The sequence below is a fragment of the Sphaerospermopsis reniformis genome, from assembly GCF_005402885.1.
GTDB lineage: Bacteria > Cyanobacteriota > Cyanobacteriia > Cyanobacteriales > Nostocaceae > Sphaerospermopsis > Sphaerospermopsis kisseleviana.
The window spans coordinates 1-2,565 of the sequence record NZ_BJCE01000415.1 but is presented as its reverse complement, the minus strand read 5'-3'; the positions used below and the strand labels follow the sequence as shown (position 1 = coordinate 2,565).

Annotated in this window: 1 protein-coding gene; it reads right to left on the bottom strand. The window is 40.5% G+C overall.

All coding sequences use genetic code 11. From position 1 onward, the window contains the following. A partial coding sequence (locus FFR48_RS27130; protein ID WP_137669497.1) for a non-ribosomal peptide synthetase occupies nucleotides 1-2,565 on the bottom strand: 2,565 nt, incomplete at both ends.

The window sequence follows — 2,565 nt, the reverse complement described above, 5'->3', positions numbered from 1 at the left end:
CATTTCCCGCACACGAGTTAACAACTCACTAAAACTGGGATTACCCTCTAGGTTAGTCCTCATCACCAAAGTATTGACAAAAAAGCCGATTAACCCTTCTATCTCAGCCCGATCTCGGTTAGCAATGGGTGAACCTACCAAAATATCTGATTGTCCTGTGTAGCGATAAAGCAGAGTATCATAAGCAGCCAACAAGGTCATAAATAGGGTACACCCTTCTTGCCGACTCAGTTCTGTCAGTTTTTGGCTTAATTCTGGTGGTAAGGCAAATTTGTAATGTTCCCCTACAAATGTCTGTACAGCAGGTCTGGGGCGGTCTGTGGGTAATGATAATAAGGTTGGTGCGTCTTTGAGTTGTTGTTCCCAGTATGTTAATTGATTTTGTAGTACATCCCCTTGCAACCATTGTCTTTGCCAAATTGCAAAATCAGCGTACTGAATTGGTAGGGGTGTTAAAGGTGAAGGTTGATTTTGACAATAAGCATGATATAGCTGTGTCAGTTCTTGGAAAAACACACCCATTGACCAACCATCGGAAACAATGTGGTGCATACACACTAACAATATTTGCTCTGTCTGGTTCACTAAGATTAACTGTACTCTAATTAACGCTTCTGTTTCTAACTCAAATCCTGTCATCTTTTGTTGTTGCGTTAATTGTTCTACAGCTATTTCTTGTTCTGTTTTGGGTAAGTGCTGTAAGTCAACAATTGATACTATTCCCTGTTCCTTGTTCCCTGTTTTCTGTTCTCTAATAACTTGAATTGGTTGTCCGTCAATGCTGGTGAAATTAGTACGTAAGGCTTCGTGGCGATGAATAATTGTTTGTAAGCTTTGCTCTAATGCTGTAATTTGCAATTTTCCTCGCAAATGTAAAGCTGTGGGTATGTTGTATACTACACTGTTAGTCTCAAATTGGTCTAAGAACCACAAACGCTGTTGGGCAAAAGACATTGGTAAGTCTGCATCTTTGGCTCTGGGTGACAGAGGTGGTGTTGACAGTTCTAAGTTGTCTTGTTGTAATTGGGTAATAATATGGGCTAGTTCTCTGACTGTGGGGGCAGCAAACAATTTATTTAATGGTAGTTCCACTTGGAATATGTTGCGGATACGTGAAACTATTTGTGTTGCTAGTAGGGAATGTCCCCCCAGTTCAAAGAAGTTGTCATTTACACCCACAGATTCTACTTTTAGCACTTGTAACCACGTTTGTGTTAGCAGTTCTTCTATGGGGTTGCGTGGAGCAACATATTTTTCTACTATTGTGCTGTCTAATTCTGGTTTTGGTAGGGCGCGACGGTCTATTTTGCCGTTGGGTGTCTGTGGTAGATTTTCCAATCTGACTAAGGCTGATGGTATCATGTACCCCGGCAGTTTATTCACCAGGAATTGACGAATGCTTGTAAGCTCTGGTGTTGTTTCTGTTTTCGCTACTATGTACCCAACTAAACGTTTTTCTGTGGGGTTGTCTTCACGGACGATGACGCATGATGTCTGGATTTGAGGATGTTGATTGAGTACCGCTTCGATTTCTCCTAACTCAATGCGGAATCCTCTGATTTTTACTTGGTTGTCTATGCGTCCTATGTATTCTATGTTCCCATCTGCTAGGTAACGCGCTAAGTCTCCTGTTTTGTAAATTCTCTCAATTTGACCATTTATGTCTATTTCTATAAATTTTTCCCCAGTCGCTTGGGGACGATTTAAATATCCTCTAGCTAAACCAACTCCAGCTATACACAGTTCTCCTGGTATTCCTGGTGGTAATAGTTGATTGTTTTTATCTAAGATATAGGTGCGAATATTAGATATTGCTTTACCAATGGCTGGTTTTTTGCCATTGGGTTGACAATGGAAGATGGTGGCGGTAACTGTGGATTCTGTCGGTCCGTAGCAGTTGTAGAATTTTCTTTCTGTTCCCCACTGATTCACTAATTCTGTTGTACAAGCTTCTCCTCCTACTGTGATACATTGCAAATCAGGTAATTTTGCTTTGGGTAGTACAGATAAGGCTGATGGTGATAGGAAGCTATGGGTAATTTTGTTTACTGTTAAGAAGTCTACTAAGCTTTGACTTGGCAATAAGGTTACTTTATTTCCTAAGTACAAACAGGCTCCTGTGACTAAGGCTGTGGTAATTTCACCTACGGATAAGTCAAAGCTAAAAGAACCAAATTGCAATAATCGGCTATGGTTTTGTACTTGGAATGTTTTAGCCCAGGTTAAACTTAAGTTGACTATGGCGCGATGCTCTATTGTTACTCCTTTGGGTTTTCCTGTTGAACCGGAGGTGTAAATTACGTAGGCTAAGTTTTCTGGTTGATTTTGGTGATTGGGGTTTTCGGTTAATTCTAAGTTAAATGTGTTTACTTCGACTTCGCTCAGTACAAGTTGCTCTAAACAAATTACCTGACAAGGCTTTTCTCTATTGTCTAAGGGTAATTGATTTAATAGTGATTTTTGTGTTAACAGCACTGATACTTGAGCGTCTTCTAACATGAAGCTCAAGCGTTCAGTGGGATACTCTGGGTCTAGGGGTACATACGCTCCTCCTGCTTTGAGTAT